Below are 19,942 nucleotides of genomic sequence, written 5' to 3' on the forward strand. Positions count from 1 at the left end.
GCAATCTTTCCCGCTTACTGAGTGGTCTCGGTGCTCTGGGCCTCGCGCTGCTTCTTCTGGGCGTACATCGCCTCGAAGTTGACCGGCGCCAGCATCAGCGGCGGGAAACCGCCGCGGTTGACCAGGTTGTCGATGCACTCACGCGCATAGGGGAATAGCACGTTGGGGCAGAAGGCCCCCAGGGTGTGCTCGAGCTGCTCACCTTCGATGCCGGCGATGCGGAACATGCCCGCCTGCTCGACCTCGACCAGGAACGAGGTGTTATTGGTCTCGCTGTGCGACACCTGGGCGGTGACCTTGACCACCACCTCGTAGAGGCCCTCGCCGACCTGGCTGCTGGTGGTGTTCAGGTCGAGACCGACCTTGGGCTTGAACGGTTGCTGGAACACCTGCGGAGCGTTCGGCGACTCGAAGGAGATGTCCTTGACATAGATACGCTGCAGGGAAAACTGCAGTTGCGGCTTCTGCTGGTCAGACGCCGCGCCTTGAGTGTTGCTACCTGCGCTTTGGTTGTTGTCTTCCGCCATGCTGTAGATCCTTGAAACCTTGTAGAGAATGGGTGTCTGGCGTGGTCACTTCTTGACCAACGGCAAGCCATCCGCCTGCCACTGGGCCATGCCGCCCTTGAGCTTGAAAGCGCGCTCGAATCCGGCCTTGGCCAGCTTGCCAAGGGCGATTCCAGAGGCCTGACCGTGCTTGCATACCACGATCAAAGGCTTGTCCTTGAGTTTTTCCAGTTCACTCAAGCGAGCATCGAGACGACTCTGGGGGATATTCCGGGCCCCGGCAATATGACCTTCCTTGAAGTCGCCCGCGTCACGAATATCGACGACCACCGCGTCTTCGCGATTGATCAATTGGGTGGCCTCGCTGGAGGTCACGCCACTGCGGCTACTGCTTCTCACTTCATAGGCGATCCAGGCGGCCAGCACCAGCAGGAAAGCCCCCACCAGCAGCGGGTGGTTCTGCACGAATTCGAACAGCTGATCGATCATGGGTCCGGATAACTCTTGTTGAAAACCACTCCATACAGGGACAACAGCGCGCCCGTGGGGTGCGGCGCGTTGCCTCGGGCGGCGCCCAGTATACACGAGCGCGAGTATCGCGTCCGGCCAGGCCATGGCGACCATGCCGTCCAGTCTCGCCACGGTGGTCAGGCCAGCTCCCGGCTGACGTCGGTGCTGCTGTGCGATATGATGCCCCAAGGAGCCGTGAGTCGCGACCCCGGTCACCATTTTCCCTCTGGCACCGGGTCCTGTCGACGCTTAAACAACGAGGCCAACAGCATGTCCGATGCCCAAAGCACCGCCCCCCGTCCGGTGGCGTTGATCATTCTCGATGGCTACGGCCATAACGAAGACACCGCATCCAACGCCATCGCCGCCGCCAACACGCCGGTGATGGATCGCCTGACCCGCGACTTTCCCAGCAGCCTGATCCATACCGACGGCAAGTACGTCGGCCTGCCCGATGGGCAGATGGGCAACTCCGAGGTCGGCCATATGAACCTTGGCGCCGGACGCATCGTCTACCAGGACTTCACCCGCATCACCAAGGCCATCGAGGATGGCGAGTTGGCCAACAATGTCGTGCTCACGGCGCCCATCGATGCCGCCGTCGAGGCGGGCAAGGCCGTGCATCTGCTGGGTCTGCTATCGCCCGGTGGCGTGCACAGCCATGAGGACCACATCCTGGCCATGGCCGAGCTGGCCGCCACACGCGGTGCCAAGCGCATCTACCTGCACGCCTTCCTCGACGGCCGTGACACCGCCCCCAAGAGCGCCCGGGCCTCGATCGAGCGCGTCAATGCCAGGCTCGCCGAACTCGTCGGCGAGAACAACGGCTTCGTCGCCTCGTTGATCGGCCGCTACTTCGCGATGGACCGCGACAACCGCTGGGATCGCGTCGAGAAAGCCTATCGCCTGCTCACCCAGGGCGAGGGTAAACATGTCGTCGAGCGGGCCGAAGCGGGTCTCGCCGCCGCCTACGAGCGCGACGAAACCGATGAGTTCGTCGCCGCCACCAGCGTGCGCCCCGCTGGACGAGCCGTAACCATGGAAGATGGCGATGCGGCGATCTTCATGAACTTCCGCGCCGACCGTGCCCGCGAGCTGACCCGCGCCTTCGTCGAGGACGACTTCGCCGGTTTCGCACGACAGGCGCGGCCACGACTCGCCTTCGATGGCCTGGTGATGCTGACCCAGTATGCCGCCGATATTCCCGCGCCGGCCGCCTTCCCGCCGGAAAACCTGCACAACACCCTGGGCGAGATCATGGAGAGGCGCGGCAAGACCCAACTGCGCATCGCCGAGACCGAGAAATACGCCCACGTGACGTTCTTCTTCTCCGGTGGCCGCGAAGCCGAGTATGACGGCGAGACCCGCGAGCTGATTCCTTCGCCTCAGGACGTCAGGACCTACGACGAGAAGCCCGAGATGAGTGCCTTCGAGGTCACCGACAAGCTGGTGGCGGCAATCGATTCCGGCAAGTTCGACCTGATCGTGTGCAATTACGCCAACGGCGACATGGTCGGCCACACCGGCAAGTTTGACGCCGCGGTCAAGGCCATCGAGGCCGTCGACGAATGCGTGGGCCGGGTGGTGGAAGCCATCGAGCGCACCGGTGGCGAGTGCCTGATCACCGCCGACCACGGCAACGCCGAGCAGATGGTCAACCCCGAGACCGGCGCCCCCCAGACCGCCCACACGACCTGTGAGGTGCCGCTGATCTATGTCAGCAAGCGCGCCGCCAAGTTGCGCGATGACGGTCGCCTGTGCGACATCGCCCCGACCCTGCTGACCATGATGGGCGAAGCGGTGCCGCAGGAGATGACCGGCCGGGTACTGATCGATTACTCCTGAGTGCAATCCGCGAGCCAGGCCTTGAGTAAGTCCCGATGGCTGGGGGTGGCGCTGAGTGTACTGCTGCTCGTCGCGCCGCCCCTCGCGGCTCAGCCCAGCGAGCGCGAGGCGCGCGAGCGTCTCGATGCCATTGGTGGCGAGATTCGGGCGCTGTCCCAACGGTTGGGCGTGACCCGCGATGCCCGTGACGAGGCCGAAGAGGCCCTGCGCGAGGTGGAAACCTCGCTGGCCACGACCCATCGCCGACTGGACGCCCTGCAGGCCGAGCGTCGTCAGCTCGACGACGAGGTCGAACGACTCGAGCGAGTGCGCCGTTCACTCGAAGGCGAGCGCCGAGAGCAAATCGCGGCGCTCGAGGTCCAGCTCGACGCGCTCTATCGTCTTGGCCTGACACCGCAGCTCAAGCTGTTGCTCAATCAGGACGACCCTTCCCGTCTGGATCGGCTGCAGACCTACCTCAACCACCTCTCCCGCGCTCGCAATGCCCGCCTGGATGAACTCGAGCGCCTCGATCGCGAGCTTGCCGACAACCGTCGCGCACTGGACGAGCGCGCCGAGCGGCTGGATGTCCTGTCGGACGAGCTGCAACGCCGCAGCGCCGAACTGGCCGAGCAGATGGCCGAGCGTCAGACGCTGGTCAGCGAACTCGATGCCCGCTATGCCAGCGAACAGGCACGGCTGGAGGATCTCAACCAGGACCGGGCGCATGCCGAACGCCTGCTGCGCCAGGTACAGGAAGAACTGGCCCGGCTCGAGCGTCCCCCCCCGTCCACCGCCATCGAGCGCACTGAGGGCAAACTCCCCTGGCCAGTACAGGGCCGTGTGATGTCGACCTTCGGCAACGGCAGCGGCGTCAACCTCAACGGGATGGTCATCGGCGCGGCCGAAGGCAGTCCGGTTCAGGCGGTACATGCCGGCCGCGTGGTGTTCGCCGACTGGATGCGCGGCTTCGGCAACCTGCTGATCATCGACCATGGCGATCAGATCATGACCCTGCATGCCCATCTGCAGCACTTCGCCGTGAGCGTCGGTGAAGCCGTCGAAGGCGGCGACACCATCGCGGCGGTAGGCGTCAGCGGTGGGCGCGACGTCCCGGCGCTGTATTTCGAGGTCCGCCGGGGAGGCGAGCCCATCGATCCCCAACGCTGGATCGCACGCCCATGACCTTTCGTGGTCATAACTCGGTAGGCTATGGATTATGCCCCGGCTCAGCGGCTATGCTGGGCCCACGCTTCACCGTTCTCGCCATTGCGTCTGGAGTCAGCATGCCCGTTACCGCATCCAAACATTTCCTGGTCTGGCTTCTGTTAGCGGCGTTTTTGGCGCTGCCCGTACAAGCCCAGGCAAAGACATCGGCCGACGAATTGCCGATCGAGGACATCCAGACCTTCGCCGAGGTTTTCGAGCGCATCAAGCGCGCCTATGTCGAGGATGTCGATGACAGCACTCTGCTGCGCAACGCCATGCGCGGCATGCTGGGCGAACTCGACCCCCACTCGGCCTATCTCGGCCAGGAAGAATTCGACAGCCTGCGGGAATCCACCGAAGGCCAGTTCGGCGGCATCGGCATCGAGGTGGGTATGGAAGACGGGCAACTGACGGTGATTTCGCCCATCGACGATACGCCTGCGGCCCGCGCCGGCTTGCAGTCCCGCGATATCATCCTGCGAGTCGACGGCACCTCCACCGACAGCCTGTCGCTGCAGGAAGCCGTGACGCTGATGCGTGGCGAGCCGGGTACCAAGGTCGACATCACCATTCTGCGCAACGGCGAGTCGGCGCCGCGCACGATCACGCTGACACGGGAAATCATTCGCACCGAGAGCGTCAAGAGCGAGCTGCTCGAGCCCCGCTACGGGTACCTGCGTGTCAGCCAGTTCCAGAACCGCACCGGCGATCAGGTACGCGAGGCGATTGCCCGCCTGGAACGCGACGCACCGCTCAACGGCCTGGTACTCGACTTGCGCAACAACCCCGGCGGCGTGCTGCAGGCTGCCGTGGCGGTGGCCGACGCCTTCCTCGACAGCGGCCTGATCGTCTATACCGAAGGGCGCCTGCCCGACAGCGACATGCGCTTCTCCGCCAGCCGCGACACCGCCGCCCCCGAGGTCCCCATGGTGGTGCTCATCAACGGCGGCAGCGCCTCGGCGGCGGAAATCGTCGCCGGAGCCCTGCAAGACCAGCGTCGCGCCGTGGTGATGGGCACCGACAGCTTCGGCAAGGGCTCGGTGCAGCAGGTCATGCCGCTCGGCAACGGCGACGGGCTCAAGCTGACCACCGCGCTCTATTACACCCCCAACGGTCGTTCGATCCAGGCGCAGGGCATCGAACCCGATGTGGAAGTGGTGCGTGGACGCCTGGAGGTCGCCGAAAACAGCAATATCCAGCTACGCGAGTCAGACCTGGAAGGGCACCTGCAGGGCAACGGGGAAGAGCGTCAACGGCGAGAAGGCAACGCACGCCTGAGCGAAGACTACCAGCTTGGCGAAGCGCTCAACCTGCTCAAGGCGCTGAACGTGCTGGGACAGCGCGCCACCCCCGCCGGCTAGAGCAAGGTTGGCAAAACGGGGTACGCGAGGTTTTGCCGAGCCTTTCCGCCCGGGCCACTTTCTGCAAAAGCCTCAGCGGCAGGAGGCGGGCAGGCGTCCACGCTCGCCGATTGCCTGTCGCATCAACAACCGTTTGAGCGGCGTCAGGCGATCGACGCCGGACAGGCCCAGATTGCGCGCCAGCTGCCATGCCGGGTGGCGCGCCCCGAACAGCAGCCGAAAACCGTCCATCATCGCCAGCATGGCCGCATTGTCCCCGCGCCGTCGCCGCGCGTAGCGCGACAGGACGCGTACATCGCCCAGCTCGGCTCCGCGCGACCGCGCCCGCAGCAACTCCTCGGCCAGCACCGCCACATCCATCAACCCCAGATTGACGCCCTGGCCCGCCAGCGGATGAATGTTATGGGCCGCGTCGCCGACCAGGGCCAGGCCCGATGACACGTAAGAGGCGGCATGCCGCTGGGCGAGGGCAAAGCTGACCGCTGCGTCGATGACCTCGACGCGGCCCAGGCGGCGTTCGAAGGCCTCCTCCAGCGCCACCCCCAGGGCTTCGCGGGTCAGGCCGGTCAGTCGTTCGGCCTCGTCGGGCGTCGTCGACCAGACGATCGAGCAGTAGCGATCCTCGCCATCCATCGTCAACGGCAGGAAGGCCAGCGGCCCGGTGGGCAAGAAGACCTGACGCGCCACCCCTGCGTGAGGAAGCGCCACGCGCACCGTGGTCACCACCGCCCGATGCCCCGTGTCGCGCGCTTCGGCCTCGATACCGGCCAGCGTGCGCAGCCGTGAGCGGGCGCCATCGGCGGCCACCACCAGTGGCGCAGAGTAGGCACGGCCGTCCTTCAACGTCACCCGCCGGCCGCGGTCATCGTGCTGCAGATCGCCTACCTGGGCGTCGAACACCTGTTCCACCGCGGGCAGCTCGGCCAGCCGGGCCTCCAACGCCGCCAGGATGACGTCGTTCTCGACGATATGCCCCAGGGTGGGCACCCCGGCCTGCTCGGCGGCGAAACGGATCTCGCCACTGCCTTGCCCATCCCAGACCTGCATCGCGGTATAGGGCGTGACACGCCGGGCCGTCATCGCCGACCATACCCCCAGGTGGGCGAACAAGCGACGCGACACTTCCGTCAGGGCGCTGACCCGCATCGCCGGCTGCCCACGACCGGCGTCCCCGTCCACGGGCCCCGGCCTGGCATCCAGCACACACACCGCTACGCCGGCCTCGCCCAGCAGCGCCGCCAGCGTCGTTCCCACCATGCCGCCGCCCACCACGATCACCTCGGGCTGCATCCCCCATCCTCCGCCTGTTCTTCCATCGTTCTGCATTGTCGCCTGCCTTATTCGTGGCGCTCCCAGCACCGCGCAACGCAGCGATTTGCTCGCGCAGGCATTTAGTCAGTGCGTCCCTAACGCTCCATGCCCATCGCACGCCTGGTCAGGCTGCGCCGCAGCGGTCCGGCCAGATTGAGCCCCACCAGCCCCGCAGCGCGGGCATGCGAAAGCAACGGGTGGTCGATACCGAACAACCGGATCAGGCCATCGCTGAAGCGAATCACGTTGTGCCGGTCGTGCTCCCGGCGACGCTCGAAGTCGCCGAGCGTGGTCATGTCCCCCGGCGCCTGACCGTATGCCAGCCCCGCTTCCAGCGCGGCCACCAGATCCATGACGCCGCGCAGCGCCAGATTGAACCCCTGACCGGCCACCGGATGCAGGGCATGGGCGGCGTTGCCCAGCACCGCCAGCCCCGGGCGCACCGACTCCTCGGCCGTGATCAGCGACAGCGGATAGGCATGGCGCTGGCCGACACGGCGGAAGCGCCCGGCCCGCTCGCCGAAGGCCTGCTGCAACTCGGCCAGGAAATCGCCGTTATCGAGCGCCAGGCACGCCCGTTCGTCACCGGCACGGTGGGTCCAGATCAGTGCCATGCGATTGCCGGCCAGCGGCAGCAGGGCGATGGGCCCCTCGTCGGTGAAGCGCTCGTAGGCCATGCCCTGGTGCGCTCGGCTGACCTCAAGGTTGGCGATCAAGGCGACCTGGGCGTAGGGCGTTTCACGGCTGGCAATCCCCAGGCGCTCCTTGAGCCCCGAGCGTCCTCCATCGGCCAGTACCGTCAACCCCGCCTCCAGCGAACTGCCATCGGAAAGCCGCAAGCGGTGGCCACCGGCCATCGCCGCGATGTCATCCACCTTGGCCGGGCAGTGCCAATGCAGGGGCTGCGTCGCCAGGTGACGGTGCAGGATCCGCCCCATCCAGGCATTGGGGATCACATAGCCCAGCGCGTCGACGCCCAGTTCGTCCGCGGACAGCCGGGTGACGCCGAGGCGCCCACGCTCGCTGACGTGAATGCGGCGAATCGGCTCCGCCTCCCGGGCCATGGCCGCCCACACGCCGAGACGCTCGAAGTGCGCCTTCGACCCCTGGGCGATAGCGCTGGCCCGCGCGTCGAAACTGGGCTGATACCCGGTCACGTCATGAGCGGCGGCCATCGGTGCCGCTTCGATCACCGCCACGTCGAGGCCATGACGCGCAATCGAGGGCGCCAGAGCCGCACCGAGGCTGGCCCCGACCAGCCCACCACCGACGATGGCGATATCCACCCGTCGTGTCTGCATGTCGTCTATCCTTTTCATCGCAGACCCTCGGCCTGCACGGGCCATAGCATGCCATACCGTAGTCGCATTACGTAAAATACGTAAACCCACGGAACAGCAAGACGGCGAGTGTTCACTTGTTGAGCATCAGGGCCTCGATATCCTCGGCTCGCTTGGGCACCGCTCGGCTCAGTACCTCGTGTCCCTCCACGGTGACGGCCACGTCATCCTCGATGCGAATGCCGATACCACGCAGCGCAGGAGGAATGTCTTCTTCATCGGGGATATACAGCCCCGGCTCAACCGTCAGTACCATGCCCGGGGCCAGACGACGAGGCTCGCCAGCGAGGCGATAGCTGCCGACATCGTGCACGTCCAGCCCCAGCCAATGGGAAGTGGAATGGAGGTAGAAACGGCGATAGCTCTGGGCCTCGATACAGGCCTCGAGCTCACCTTCCAGCAGGCCTAGCTCGAGCAGGCCGCGGGTCAGGTCGCGCACCACACCGTCATGGATCTCGCTCAGCGTCACGCCAGGGGCAACGGCCGCGATGGCCCGCTCCTGGGCGACCAGCACCACATCGTAGAGCGCACGCTGGGCGGCGCTGAAGCGACCATTGATCGGAAAGGTGCGGGTGATATCCCCCGCATAGAGATCGAACTCGGCACCCGCATCGATCAGCACCAACTCACCGTCGCGCAGGATGTCGCGATTCTCGATGTAATGCAGCACACAGGCGTTGGCGCCGCTCCCCACGATGCTGGCATAGGCCGGACCACTGGCGCCCTGCCAGACGAATTCGTGCTCCAGTTCGGCCTGCAGGTGATACTCGTGTAGCCCGGGACGTGCCGCCTGCATGGCGCGACGATGGGCACGCGCGGAAACCTCTCCGGCATGGCGTAGCAAGGCCAACTCGGCCTCGCTCTTGATCAGGCGCTGGGCATGGATGAGGTCGCCGACATCGGCAAAGGCGTGCGGTGCCACGGCGCCACGACGCTGCCGACTCACCAGCTTGCCACGCAGGCGCTCCGCCAGCGCCAACGCCTCGCGACTGTCGAGAGGCAGGTACAGCGCTTCACGACCATCGAGCAATGCCGGCAGTTGCTCGTCACGCTGGGCATTCTCGAAGGCCTCGTCGATGCCGAACCGCTCCACGGCACCGGCCGCGCCCAGGCGAATGCCGGTCCAGGCCTCCAGGGCCGGATCCTTGTCCTGGCAGAACAACAGCGTCTCGCCCCCCTCACGGCCGGGCAGCAGCAGCAGCAGGGCATCCGGCTCGGGAAACCCGGTCAGGTAATGGAAATCGCTGTTCTGGCGAAAGGCATAGTCGCTGTCACGACTGCGCGTCACCAGCTTGGCGGACGGCAGCAGTACGGCACTGTTGGGGGGCAGGGCGGCCATCAGCGCCAGACGCCGGGTGCGGTACTCTTCCAGCGCGATCGGCGCCGGGCGGGGCAGGATGTCTCGGGACATCGGGGCTCCTTAGTCTTGGGGCTGCTCGACCTGCGGCTTGCCGGGATGCTGTTCGGTATAGAGCAGCATGGCCGCCATCCGTGCATGCTCGGTCAGGGCGAAGAGGTCGCTCTCGTTGTCGCTGCTGTCTTCGAGTTCGACGTCCAGGCTCGCCAGCGTCTCGAGATCCTCGAGGGCCTCGCGCAAGCTGGCCGACCAGGCGTCACGGGTGGCGGCGGCGGTGGCGTTCACCACCTCCAGCCAGCCCAGGGCCCATTCCTGCAAGCCACGGGCCCGCTCGGCGAGCGAGAACATCTCGTCGGGCAGCAGGGGCTCATAATTCAGCTCAGCCGCCGCCAGCGCCGCCAGACTCTGGCGGCGCCAGCCGAGCAGAATCTCGGCACTCTGTGGATCCTCGGGTTGCTCGACGCCCAAGGAAGCGCACACCTCCTCGAGCCAGGCCTCGGCGGAGAGATCGTGCAGGGCCAGTTCGGCGGCGAGGCGACCGTCGAGGAAAGCCGGCGATTGCAAACTGCCATGCCGCAGGAAAACATCAGCGATGGTGGAAAAGTCGAGATGCTCGTTGATCAATGACATGCAACATTCCGTGGGTCCTATGATGATTCCCGGCTGCTGTGCCGCCGGGGCGGGGCGACCGTGTTCGGTACGTGGCCGCCATGTGACGCGTCGGCACCGGGGGGCCGGGTGCGTTGACCGCTTGTGAACGGCTCTCTTATAGTGATCCGACACCTCGACATTCTAGGCGTTGGGCGAGTCGTCGGCGAGCGCGGACCACTCTAGCCTAACGCAGGGACCAAGCTGTGAACGACGCTTGTCCCGCCAGGAGCCCGTCATGACCGATGACTCTCGATCGACCACCGAAATCACGCTACTCGGGCGCAGTTATGTCATCGCCTGCCCTCCGGAAGAGCAGGAGCAACTCAAGCGTGCCGCTCGCTATCTCGATCGCGCCATGCACGGCATCCATGCCCGTGGCAAGGTGTTGGGCGCCGAGAAGATCGCGATCATGGCCGCGCTCAATATCACCCACGAGTTACTGCAGACCCTCGAAGAACGCAAGGACAGCGAGGCCAGCCTGGCACGGCTGAGCGAGCGCCTGGACCAGGCCCTGGCCGGCACGTCGAGGCAAGGCTAATCGTCGCTTAGCGCTTTGGCCTGCCGGCTCGCTCTGTTAGGATGAAGATTGTTCCCTGGAGTGTGCGCCAGTCATTATCGTCCCTCGAGCCTATGCGCAGTACCCAGGGGGCCAAATGCTAGACAGGCCCGTGTGCATGTCCGTGCGACGGAAAGCCTGACGGTCTGTCTGCGGCCACCCACCTTGAACCAATGGGTTCAAGGGCCAGAATGACAGCGGCACTCTGGGGAACTCTTCATTACACCGCGGCGAGCCATGCCTGATACCATACCCTTCGACATCCCCGCCGAGTGGGCGGATATGCCCGAGGCAGCGCGACGCCAGGCATTGCGTCGTACTCTGAGACGCCGCAGACGGCGTCTCAGTGCATCCGAACAGCGGCAGGCTTCCCAGGCCCTGTGTCGCCGGCTACGGCTAATGCCGGAAGTCCGTCATGCCCATCGGGTGGCCCTCTACCTCCCCAACGACGGCGAAATCGATGTCACGCCGCTGATCGCCTGGTTCCGGCGCCGTAACGTGCGGGTCTATCTACCGGTCTTGCAACCCCTGACCCACAATCGCCTGTGGTTCGTACGTTACCAGCCCGCGACACCGATGAAGCGCAACCGTTTCGGCATCGCCGAGCCCGACACTCGCCATGGCGCGCACCGTGCCCGGCGTTTGCCGGCCTGGGCACTGGATCTGGTATTGCTGCCGCTCGTCGGTTTCGATGCCCGAGGCCAGCGCATGGGCATGGGCGGCGGTTTCTACGACCGCACCTTCGCCTTCACGCAGCGGCTCGGCCCGCGTCCCCGGCTGATCGGTGTGGCTCACGAGATCCAGCACGTCCGTGAACTGCCCACCGCCTCCTGGGACGTGCCCCTCAACGCCATCGTCAGCGACGCGCGCCTCATCCGCCCATGAAAAAACCGGCAGATGAACGCTCATCTGCCGGTTGGCGGCTGTCTGGTCATGGCGCTACCGAGGAGTATCGGCCAACGCCGGGCGACATGCCGGCTAGCTGCCCGCCAGGGCTTGAGCGTATCCGGTTGCCACCACGCCAATGCCGAAAACCAGCACCAGTGCCATGACCAGATCGGGCTTACGTTTCATTGCCTACTCCGCAGAGCTTGTTGTTACAAAAAACGACGCTAGGTGTCGCCCCTTGGCGACTTGCCCGACTATAGGCTTCAGATAAAGGAATGACAATATCAATCAGCGTTCGTTTACATAAAGAAACGCTTGCCATCTCCCGGGTCTGGCGTAAGTTGGCACTCACTCCCCCGCACGATTCAAGCCATGAACAACCGATAGGCCGGATTGTCGGACTCTTTCCAGTAGCGATAGCCGATCTTGTCGAAATATTCCTCGACATGGACCCGATCGCCGTTGGGTACCTGCATGCCCACCAGTACCCGGCCATAGGCCGCCCCGTGATTGCGGTAGTGGAACAGTGAGATATTCCAGTTGGCCGGCAGATGAGTGAGGAAATTCATCAAAGCGCCCGGCCGCTCGGGGAATTCGAAGCGGTAGACCTCTTCTTCGAAGTGCTCCTTGGGCCGCCCACCTCCCAGGTGGCGGATATGCAGCTTGGCCAGTTCATCGTCGGTCAGATCCACCACCGGGTAATCTTCGGCCTCCAGCTTTTCGATCACTGCCCCCCGATCCTCACCGCCTGGTTTGACCTGCACGCCGACGAAGATATGCGCATGCTCGGGATCGGCATAGCGGTAGTTGAACTCGGTGACCATGCGTCTGCCGATGGTCTTGCAGAACTTCTTGAAGCTGCCCGGGCGCTCGGGAATGGTCACTGCGAGGATCGCCTCGCGCTGCTCGCCGAGCTCGGTTCGCTCGGCGATATGCTGCAGGCGATCGAAATTGGTGTTGGCGCCGGAATTGATGCACAGCAGCGTCTCGCCCTTGGCACCGGTCTGCTGGATGTACTTCTTCAAGCCGGCCAGCGACAGGGCGCCGGAAGTCTCGGACACCGCCCGGGTATCATCGAAGATGTCCTTGACGGCCGCACACATCTCATCGGCATTGACGGTGATGACGTCGTCCACCAGATCGCGGGCCAGAGCGAAGGGCACCTCGCCGACCTGCGCCACGGCCACCCCCTCGGCGAAGACACCGACCTGATCGAGGATCACCCGCTCACCGGCCTCGAGCGCGGCCTTGAAACAAGCGCTGTCCTCGGACTCGACCCCGATCACCTTGACGTCCGGTCGCAGATACTTGATATAGGCCGCCACCCCGGCGATCAGGCCGCCACCGCCCACGGGTACGAAGACGGCATCCAGCCGACCACTGTGCTGGCGCAGGATCTCGACGCCGATGGAGCCCTGACCGGCGATCACGTCGATATCGTCGAAAGGCGGGATATAGGTATAGCCGTGCTCGGCGATCAACTCCTGGACATGCGCCGCCGCGGCGGAAAAGGCGTCGCCCTTGAGCACCACTTTGGCGCCCCGGGCACGCACGGCCTGGACCTTGATCTCCGGCGTGATGCGCGGCATCACGATCACCGCCTTGACCCCTATCAGCTTGGCCGCCATGGCCACGCCCTGGGCGTGATTGCCCGCCGAGGCGGTGATCACGCCTTTGGCCTTCTGTGCATCGCTCAACTGCACCATCTTGTTGTAGGCGCCGCGGATCTTGAACGAGTAGACCGGCTGCAGATCCTCGCGCTTGATCAGAATCTGGTTGTGGAGACGACGGGACAGAAAGGATGCCGATGAAATCGGCGTTTCCCGGGCCGCATCATAGACCCGGGCCTGGAGTATCTTCTTGACAGTATCTTCGAGCATCCTGATGTCCAAGGGCAGGGCACGGCATCGCACCGTGCGATCAACGACAGATTGAAAAAACTCCTATTGGTAACAGACCGGTAGCGGCTACGTCCAGTACCATCGCGGTTGGCGCAGAGGCTCATCATCTACACACAGCCGCCACTGGCCTATAATGGGGCTGCCCTTTTCCTCTCGCTCACTCAACCACGAGTCCCTCATGACCCAAGACGCACTCAAGGACGCGGTCGCCGCCGCCGCCATCGACGAAATCCGCCGCCGGCTCGACCGCGATACCGTGATCGGCGTCGGTACCGGCTCCACTGCCAACCTGTTCATCGATCGACTGGCCGCCCTGCGCAACGACTTCCAGGGCGCCGTGGCCAGTTCCCAGGCCACCGCCGAACGCCTGCAAGGGCATGGCATCGAGGTCTTCGAGCTCAACCATGTCGGCACGGTGCCGTTCTATATCGATGGCGCCGACGAGATCAATCCGCGATTGGAGATGATCAAGGGCGGCGGTGCCGCACTGACCCGGGAGAAGATCGTCGCTGCCTGCGCCGAGCGCTTCATCTGTATCGCCGATGCCTCCAAGCACGTCACCACCCTGGGCGGGTTCCCGTTACCGGTGGAGGTGATTCCCATGGCCCGTTCCTACGTGGCCCGGGAGTTGGTCAAGCTGGGAGCCGACCCGGTCTATCGCGAGGGAGTGGTCACCGACAACGGCAACCAGATCCTCGACTGCTACGGCTTCCTGATCGACGACCCCGTGGCCATGGAGGCTCGACTCAACGCCATCGTTGGCGTGGTCACCAACGGCCTGTTCGCCGCACGCGGTGCCGATGTGCTGTTGCTGGGCACCGAAGGCGGTGTTGAACGCCTCGAGAAGTAAGCGCTCACTTCGCCTGCAGATAGCGCTCCAGGCCTTCCAGTGTCCTGCCCAATGCCCCCCGATTGGCGGTCACTACCGCCTGTCCCGCACGGGACAGGCGCTGGCGTTCCAGACCATCACCAAACAGCCGCACGAGTTCCCGCGCCAACGAGTCGCCATCCGCGACCTCGACCAAGGCCCCCGCCTCGCGCAGCGTCTCGGCCACGTCGCTGAAGTTGGCGAGCGCCGGCCCCGTGACCACCGGCACTCCCATGGCGGCCGGCTCGAGCAGGTTGTGGCCGCCGATCGGTACCAGACTGCCACCGACGAAGGCGATGTCGGACGCACCATAGAAGTCCAACAGCTCACCCATGGTATCCCCCAGGTAGACCGCCGTATCGGCCTCGGGCAGTTCGTCTCGGGAGCGTCGCGCCAGTTTCATGCCCCTCTCGCGGCATAGCTCACCCACGGCATCGAAGCGCTGAGGATGGCGAGGCACCAGGATCAACAGGGCGGCAGGGTAGGACTCGCGCAGTTGAGCATGGGCCTCGAGCAGTTGTTCGTCCTCACCGGGGTGGGTCGAACCGGCGACCCATATCGGTCGCTCGCCCAGCCGGGTGCGTAAGCGCTCACTTCGCCTGAAGTCGCCGTCACCTATGGCCAGATCATACTTGAGTGAGCCAACCACGGTCAGCCTGCCAGGGGCCATGCCCAGCGCTATGAAGCGTTCGGCATCGGCCGATGATTTGGCCGCCAGCCAGGCGAGGCGGGCGAGGGCATCACGCATCAGTGGGCGCAGCTTGCAATATCCCGCGTAGGCACGCGGCGAAAGCCGGCCGTTGACCACTACCACCGGCACAGCGCAGCGTTCACAGGCATGCAGCAGGTTGGGCCACAGTTCGGTTTCGAAGATCAGTGCCAGCTCGGGGCGCAGTCGCCGCACGAAGCGGTTTGCTGCGCCGGGGAAGTCCAGCGGCACGAAGTAATGGCTCACTTCGCCGCTATCGCCCTGGTTGGCGAGGCTATCGGCCAGGGCGTGGACGCGTTCGGCCCCGGTCGCGGTCATGGTGGTGACGACCAGGCGATGGGCCGGATAACGCGCGACCAGTGCCTCGATCAACGGCCTCGCCGCCAGCACTTCACCTACCGACGCGCAGTGCAGCCATACCACTCGCTCTTCGGCAGGCGTAGGGGCGATCAGTCCTAGCCGCTGGCGACGCGGGTGAGTCAGCATTCGCTCGCGCCAGACGCGACGCCAGATCAGGGGTGACAGCGCATACAACGTCGCCGAATACAGCCAGCGCGCCCAGTCATGGCGACGAGTGTCACGCTCGGCCATCAGCGCTCACGATCGAGGATGGTGGAAATCATCGCCGTGGTCGAGACGCCGTCCTCGAAGCCCAGCACCTTGACCTCGCCACCATGGGCAATGACCGCCTCGCCACCGGCGATGTCTTCGGGGCGGTAGTCGCCTCCCTTGACCAGCACGTCGGGCAGCACCGCCTCGATCAGCCGTGCCGGCGTGTCCTCGGCGAAGGGCACCACCCAGTCCACGGCACCCAGGCCGGACAGCACCTGCATGCGCCGATGCAACGGATTGATCGGCCGCTTGGGGCCCTTGAGACGGGCAATGGAGGCGTCGTCGTTGACCGCCACGACCAGTCGGTCGCCAAGCTGTCGGGCATGCTCGAGATAGGCCACATGCCCGGCATGCAGAATATCGAAGCAGCCATTGGTCATCACCACCCGCTCGCCCCGGGCCTGGGCGGCGCGTACCGCCTCGACCAGCGAGGCCTCCGCGATGACGCCGAACTCGGCCAGCTTGTCGCCATGCAAAGCGGTGTAGAGCTCGGCGATCGACAGTGTCGCGGTGCCCGGCTTGGCCACCACCAGGCCGGCGGCGAGGTTGGCCAGTGTCATCGCCTCGGGGAAACCATGGCCGGCAGCCAGTGCCAGGCCCAGCACCCCGATCACGGTATCGCCGGCACCGGTGACGTCGAACACCTCGCGAGCGCGGGTCGGCAGGTGCAGGGGTGCGTGGTCTTCGCGGATCAGCGTCATGCCCTTCTCGCTGCGGGTGATCAGCAGCGCTTCGAGATCCAGCTCGGCACGCAGGACCTCGCCCTTGACGGCGAGTTCCTCGTCATCGCGACAGGGGCCGACCACGGCCTCGAACTCGGTGAGGTTGGGGGTCATCACGCTGGCGCCGCGATACTTGCCGAAGTCGCCGCCCTTGGGATCGACCAGTACCCGTTTCCCCGCGGCGCGAACCATGGCGATCAGCGCCTCGACCCGGTTGAGGGTGCCCTTGCCGTAGTCGGACAGGATCACCAGGTCGGCCTCGGGCAGGGCCTGCTCGACGCACGTTATCAGGCCGCGGGTGTCGACGTCACCGAGTCCCACCTCGAAGTCGAGTCGAATCAGCTGCTGGTTGCGGCTCATCACCCGCAACTTGGTGATGGTGGGGACCTCGCCGCTACGCTGGAAATGCGTCCTCACGTCGGCGTCTTCCAGGCGTGCCGTCAGCAGGTCGGCATTGGCGTCGTTGCCGACCAGACCTGCCAGTGCGGCATGGGCTCCCAGGGCGGCGATGTTCAGCGCCACGTTGGCGGCACCGCCGGGACGGTCCTCGGCCTCACCGACCTTGACCACCGGCACGGGGGCCTCGGGCGAGATCCGCCAGGTGCCGCCATGCCAGTAGCGATCGAGCATCACATCGCCCACCACCAGCAGGCGGGCCTGTTCCAGGGCGGTAAGATCAAGCTTCATCTGCAGACTCCGATAGCAGGGTATCCAGACGTGCGATGACGTCCTCGGCATCAATCAGTGACATGGCATCGGGGTGCCGCACGCGCTGCCCCCAGGGTATCTCGTCGACCTCCTTGTGCAGGTAGGTACGTACCGCCTCGGGATAACGGTTCACGGCCAGGTGTCGCCATAGGTAGGGGCCCGCTCGATCGAGGTTGGTAGTGGCATAGAGACCGATGGTCGGGGTGCCCAGGGCATTGGCCATGTGTGCCGGCCCGGAATCGGGGGTGATCGCCACCCGCGCGCGCTCGATCAGCGCCAGCAACCCCTTCAGGGACACGCCACCGGTGGTGTCGATGAGCGCCTCTTGTGGCACTAGAGCGGCGATGCGTGCGGCCATCTCGCGCTCCTTGGTGGAGCCACCGCCGGTAAGCACGGCTTTCAGGCCATACTGGGTCCAGGCATGGTCGATGACAGCGGCATAACCTTCGGCCGACCAGTTGCGGAAGTTGCGTAGCCGCGGATTGGCACAGGGGCTGATCAGCAGGTAGGATGCCTCGCCGACCAGATGCCGCGCCTCGTGGTAGGCCTCCTCGGGAATCGCCAGCCCCCACTGGGGACGTCCCGAGGTAATGGCCGGATCGACGCCCAGCCGTCGGGCGAAGTCCATGAACGATTGCAGCACATGGGCGCGAGGGTGCGGGGCGAGGTGATAGCGGGTAAACCAGTGCTGCCAATCCTTGGCACGAGCCTTGTCGTAACCGATCCGCGCCTTGGCCTTGAGTCCCAGTGAGAGCATGCTGGCCCGTAGCGACTGCTGCATATGCAACAGCACATCGAAGCGGGTGTCCTCGAGCTGTCGCCATAGTTCGCGCATCCCGGCCAGCCCCGTGCCCTTGTCATAGACCACGAACTCGACCCCGGACAACCCGGCCAGTAGACTGTGCTCGCCCTTGCCGATGATCCAGGTGATACGCACCTGGGGCCATTGTTGCTGCAGGGCCCGTATGGTGGGGACCAGATTGCAGACGTCGCCCAGCGCGGAAAGTCGCAGCACGCAGATGTGCTCGGGATGGGCGGGCAGAGGATGCTTCATGCGATTGACAAGGTTCCAAAGGGGAAAGGTTTTCATTCTATATGATGCGCACAGTGTATGTGACGCCAATGCGGGCCCACAAATCGGGCCGGAAACCTTCCGTCCCGACTTCTGGCGGGTACGAGGGGCGGTAACCGGCGAGGCCCCGGGACGCGGGGCGAGCTTGTTCATCGAGACCGGCGACGAGCATTGGGTGCTGCGCCCCTATCGGCGCGGGGGTCTGGCGGCCCGTGTCAGCGAATCGCGCTACCTGTGGCTTGGCGCAGAACGGAGCCGCGCCTTTCGCGAATTGCGCCTGACTGCCCGCTTGTACGACCAGGGCCTGCCGGTTCCCAGGCCCATCGGGGCCTGCGTATGGCGTCATGGGCTGACCTACGAGGCAGCGCTGATCACGGTGCGCTTGCCCGGCACCCAGGCCCTGGCCGAACGCCTCGAGCGAGCCGACGACACCTTGCTGGCCCGCGTCGGTGCCACCATTCGCCGTTTCCACGATGCCGGCCTCGACCATGTCGACCTCAATGCCCGCAACCTGCTCGTCGATGCCGACGAGCGCCTGTGGCTGATCGACCTGGACCGCTGTCGCCTGCGTCGTCCCGGCACCTGGCGCGAAGCCAACCTCGAGCGGCTCGAGCGCTCGCTGGCGAAGTTCGGCGCCGCGGAAGCCATGGCGGCGATTCGCCGCGGCTACCAAGGCCCTGCCTCAGCCTGACCGGTCCTCATATTCGGCGATCAGCGCCGCGACATGCGCCGCCAGCGAAAATTCCGTGAGCACGCGTTGCCGCGCGCTGGCTCCCAACCGCTCGCGCAGCGTATCGTCGGTGGCCAGTTCCGCCATGGCGATCGCCCAGGAACCCGCATCGTCCAGGGCGGCCAGGCGACCGTTACTGCCTTCCAGCAACTCCGGAATCGCGCCGCTATCGGTGCCGATCACCGCCTTGCCGGCGGCCATGGCCTCGATCACCGTCAACCCGAAGGCTTCGTTGCGCGACGGGATACAGACGATTTCCAATGCCTCGAACACCCGAGGCAGATCGCATCGAAAGCCGGCAAAGGTCACCAGGCTCGCCAATCCCAGTGCCGCCACCCGTTGTTCGAGCGCTTTGACATAGGCCTCGTCGGCCCCATCGTCGGCGCGTGTTCCCCCGATCAGCACGCCGTGGAATCGCACCTCGGGACGGCGGTCGCGAAGTTCGCCGAGGGCCCTCAGCCATAGATCCTGTCCCTTGCCCGGCGTCAGGCGGCCCGGGAGGCCAATGGCGACTGCCTCGTGCGGGATGCCCAGCTCTTGACGCAATGCCTCGCGTTCGGCCTGGTCCAGCCTCGGGGCATAGGGAGCGGGATCGATGCCCAAATAGAGGCGGCGAATCCGCTCCGGGGGCAGGGGAAAGGCACCGAGATTGCGCTCGTACGTTGCCTCGCTGATTGAAAACAGCCGGGTCAGCTTGCCATAAGCCCAGCGGTGATAGGGATCCTTCTTGGGGCGCGTCACCCCCATATGGTCGGTGAAGAACAGCCGCAGTCCGGGGCGCAAGGTCTTCAACAGGGCGGCCAGGCGCAAGTCGCTGGATTTGTGGCAATGCACCACCCGGATGTCGTGGCGCTTGAGATAACGCAGTATCCTCGTCACCGCGAACAGCGCCTGGCGGCGGGAAGCGACCGTCAACGGCTCGATGCCGGCGTCGCGCAGGCTTTCGGCGACCCGGGAGCCCGCCAGCGCGAGTCCGTGGCCTTGCCACCCTTGACGCGCCAGCTCGGGTATAATCCGCGACGGATACATTTCCAGACCGCCCCAACCGCTCGAGAGGCAGACGTGTAAGACCTTGTGTGACAAGGCTAACTCCTTTTCCAGCGCAGT

General features: G+C 65.3%; 18 protein-coding genes and 1 other RNA gene. 8 read left to right on the forward strand and 11 right to left on the reverse strand.

The window, feature by feature from the left end; translation table 11 throughout:
* Nucleotides 1-14: 14 nt before the first annotated feature.
* Both secB and ACFOEV_RS09485 read right to left on the reverse strand, forming a co-directional pair.
* Complete coding sequence (secB, locus tag ACFOEV_RS09480) at nt 15-527, reverse strand: protein-export chaperone SecB (RefSeq protein WP_386773233.1); 513 nt, start codon at nt 525-527, stop codon at nt 15-17.
* Between the two features lie 45 nt (nt 528-572).
* On the reverse strand, nt 573-995 hold the full coding sequence (locus tag ACFOEV_RS09485; RefSeq protein WP_386773234.1) for a rhodanese-like domain-containing protein: 423 nt from the start codon (nt 993-995) through the stop codon (nt 573-575).
* Nucleotides 996-1,286: 291 nt separating this feature from the next.
* Here ACFOEV_RS09485 and gpmI point away from each other — a divergent pair, with 291 nt between their 5' ends.
* The 3 genes from gpmI (at nt 1,287) to ACFOEV_RS09500 (ending at nt 5,410) form a co-directional block, all read left to right on the forward strand.
* Nucleotides 1,287-2,861, forward strand: coding sequence for a 2,3-bisphosphoglycerate-independent phosphoglycerate mutase (gene gpmI / locus ACFOEV_RS09490; RefSeq protein ID WP_386773236.1), 1,575 nt, complete (start codon nt 1,287-1,289; stop codon nt 2,859-2,861).
* Nucleotides 2,862-2,882: 21 nt separating this feature from the next.
* On the forward strand, nt 2,883-4,025 hold the full coding sequence (locus ACFOEV_RS09495; protein ID WP_386773238.1) for a murein hydrolase activator EnvC family protein: 1,143 nt from the start codon (nt 2,883-2,885) through the stop codon (nt 4,023-4,025).
* Between the two features lie 101 nt (nt 4,026-4,126).
* Nucleotides 4,127-5,410 carry a S41 family peptidase gene (locus tag ACFOEV_RS09500; RefSeq protein ID WP_386773240.1) on the forward strand — a complete coding sequence of 428 codons (1,284 nt, stop codon included), beginning with the start codon at nt 4,127-4,129 and terminating at the stop codon, nt 5,408-5,410.
* Between the two features lie 72 nt (nt 5,411-5,482).
* Here ACFOEV_RS09500 and ACFOEV_RS09505 read toward each other — a convergent pair whose 3' ends face one another.
* The 4 genes from ACFOEV_RS09505 to ACFOEV_RS09520 form a co-directional block, all read right to left on the reverse strand.
* Entirely contained in the window at nt 5,483-6,700 is a 1,218-nt protein-coding gene (locus ACFOEV_RS09505; protein ID WP_386773242.1) for a UbiH/UbiF/VisC/COQ6 family ubiquinone biosynthesis hydroxylase, read from the reverse strand.
* A gap of 116 nt (nt 6,701-6,816) precedes the next feature.
* Complete coding sequence (ubiH, locus tag ACFOEV_RS09510; protein WP_386773243.1) at nt 6,817-8,022, reverse strand: 2-octaprenyl-6-methoxyphenyl hydroxylase; 1,206 nt, start codon at nt 8,020-8,022, stop codon at nt 6,817-6,819.
* A gap of 112 nt (nt 8,023-8,134) precedes the next feature.
* Nucleotides 8,135-9,472, reverse strand: a complete 1,338-nt coding sequence (pepP, locus tag ACFOEV_RS09515; RefSeq protein WP_386773245.1) for a Xaa-Pro aminopeptidase — start codon at nt 9,470-9,472, stop codon at nt 8,135-8,137.
* 9 nt (nt 9,473-9,481) lie between these two features.
* Nucleotides 9,482-10,048: a UPF0149 family protein gene (locus ACFOEV_RS09520; protein ID WP_386773247.1), complete on the reverse strand. Its 567-nt coding sequence runs from the start codon at nt 10,046-10,048 to the stop codon at nt 9,482-9,484.
* Between the two features lie 256 nt (nt 10,049-10,304).
* Here ACFOEV_RS09520 and ACFOEV_RS09525 point away from each other — a divergent pair, with 256 nt between their 5' ends.
* The 3 genes from ACFOEV_RS09525 to ACFOEV_RS09535 all read left to right on the forward strand — a co-directional run bounded on the left by ACFOEV_RS09525 (nt 10,305) and on the right by ACFOEV_RS09535 (nt 11,510).
* Entirely contained in the window at nt 10,305-10,607 is a 303-nt protein-coding gene (locus ACFOEV_RS09525; RefSeq protein ID WP_386773249.1) for a cell division protein ZapA, read from the forward strand.
* Between the two features lie 49 nt (nt 10,608-10,656).
* Nucleotides 10,657-10,841: non-coding RNA, 6S RNA (ssrS, locus tag ACFOEV_RS09530), on the forward strand.
* A 66-nt stretch (nt 10,842-10,907) separates the two neighbouring features.
* Nucleotides 10,908-11,510, forward strand: a complete 603-nt coding sequence (locus ACFOEV_RS09535) for a 5-formyltetrahydrofolate cyclo-ligase (RefSeq protein WP_386773868.1) — start codon at nt 10,908-10,910, stop codon at nt 11,508-11,510.
* A 368-nt stretch (nt 11,511-11,878) separates the two neighbouring features.
* Here the strand turns inward: ACFOEV_RS09535 and ilvA are convergent, their stop codons facing one another.
* Nucleotides 11,879-13,393 carry a threonine ammonia-lyase, biosynthetic gene (ilvA, locus tag ACFOEV_RS09540; RefSeq protein WP_386773251.1) on the reverse strand — a complete coding sequence of 505 codons (1,515 nt, stop codon included), beginning with the start codon at nt 13,391-13,393 and terminating at the stop codon, nt 11,879-11,881.
* 199 nt (nt 13,394-13,592) lie between these two features.
* On the opposite strand from ilvA, the gene rpiA reads away from it, so the two are divergent.
* A complete protein-coding gene (gene rpiA, locus ACFOEV_RS09545; RefSeq protein ID WP_386773253.1) occupies nt 13,593-14,264 on the forward strand; it encodes a ribose-5-phosphate isomerase RpiA in 672 nt (223 codons plus the stop codon).
* A gap of 4 nt (nt 14,265-14,268) precedes the next feature.
* On the opposite strand, the gene waaA is transcribed toward rpiA, so the two are convergent.
* Genes waaA through ACFOEV_RS09560 form a run of 3 tightly spaced genes read right to left on the reverse strand, consistent with a single transcriptional unit; the run spans nt 14,269 to nt 18,087 of the window.
* Nucleotides 14,269-15,582, reverse strand: a complete 1,314-nt coding sequence (gene waaA, locus ACFOEV_RS09550) for a lipid IV(A) 3-deoxy-D-manno-octulosonic acid transferase (protein WP_386773255.1) — start codon at nt 15,580-15,582, stop codon at nt 14,269-14,271.
* On the reverse strand, nt 15,582-17,012 hold the full coding sequence (hldE, locus tag ACFOEV_RS09555) for a bifunctional D-glycero-beta-D-manno-heptose-7-phosphate kinase/D-glycero-beta-D-manno-heptose 1-phosphate adenylyltransferase HldE (RefSeq protein ID WP_386773256.1): 1,431 nt from the start codon (nt 17,010-17,012) through the stop codon (nt 15,582-15,584). Before hldE ends, waaA begins: the two co-directional genes overlap by 1 nt.
* Nucleotides 17,002-18,087, reverse strand: a complete 1,086-nt coding sequence (locus ACFOEV_RS09560) for a glycosyltransferase family 9 protein (protein WP_386773258.1) — start codon at nt 18,085-18,087, stop codon at nt 17,002-17,004. Before ACFOEV_RS09560 ends, hldE begins: the two co-directional genes overlap by 11 nt.
* Here ACFOEV_RS09560 and ACFOEV_RS09565 point away from each other — a divergent pair.
* Complete coding sequence (locus tag ACFOEV_RS09565) at nt 18,086-18,796, forward strand: 3-deoxy-D-manno-octulosonic acid kinase (protein WP_386773260.1); 711 nt, start codon at nt 18,086-18,088, stop codon at nt 18,794-18,796. The two genes, ACFOEV_RS09560 and ACFOEV_RS09565, sit on opposite strands and share 2 nt — an antisense overlap.
* On the opposite strand, the gene ACFOEV_RS09570 is transcribed toward ACFOEV_RS09565, so the two are convergent.
* On the reverse strand, nt 18,788-19,918 hold the full coding sequence (locus tag ACFOEV_RS09570) for a glycosyltransferase family 4 protein (RefSeq protein ID WP_386773262.1): 1,131 nt from the start codon (nt 19,916-19,918) through the stop codon (nt 18,788-18,790). The genes ACFOEV_RS09565 and ACFOEV_RS09570 overlap by 9 nt on opposite strands.
* Nucleotides 19,919-19,942 lie beyond the last annotated feature (24 nt).

Source organism: Litchfieldella rifensis (genome assembly GCF_042646605.1).
Classification (GTDB): domain Bacteria; phylum Pseudomonadota; class Gammaproteobacteria; order Pseudomonadales; family Halomonadaceae; genus Litchfieldella; species Litchfieldella rifensis.